Here is a 616-nt window from a genome sequence, read left to right on the forward strand (position 1 = left end):
AAGCTATTGCTAAACGATGAAGTGCGCCGTTTTATCTCTCTAAAAACACGTTCAACGGCATTCCGATTTCCATGGCGAACAGGCTGAAATCGGAGCCCAACTCGTTGGAGTGCCGCCGCTAGATGCTGGGCGTGATCGACGAGAAACACGGCGTCGGAGACGTCGTGTTTCTCTCGAAGTTCCTGTAGAAATCGCTGTGTTAACGCTGTGGTAGTCGTTGTAAAGAGCCGTAAATGCAAGAATTCGTTCGAATCAGGATCGACGGCAGCGTACAGCCAAAACTGCTGCCCATTGATTCGGATCACCGTCTCGTCCACCGCAACGTGATCCGGACTTGCGTTGTTCGCTGGCTGTAGATTGGCCTTCTGCACCCAATCATGCACTGCCTTCCGCGAGCGTTCGACACCGAACTTCTCAAGTTCAGAGATGGTATTCGAAAGCGATAATCCTGCGAGATGGAGTCGAATACCCAGCTCCATCAGCTCACTCGGTGTCCGCTCTCGCTCCACAAAATCTAACTCAATCCAGTCGCTACATCCAGTGAGGCGGGCGATTTCAGCCATTGACCAGCCGAAATTCGCTCCGCCTCATCCTTCAGCCTTAACTAAACGCGACC

General features: G+C 52.4%; 1 protein-coding gene. It reads right to left on the bottom strand.

The annotated features are described in order from the left end of the window. A partial coding sequence (locus tag ACRYA2_RS26590; protein ID WP_433634824.1) for an IS6 family transposase occupies positions 1–563 on the bottom strand: 563 nt, incomplete at its 3' end. Between the last annotated feature and the right edge of the window lie 53 nt (positions 564–616).

This window comes from Halomicrococcus pelagicus (assembly GCF_050954125.1).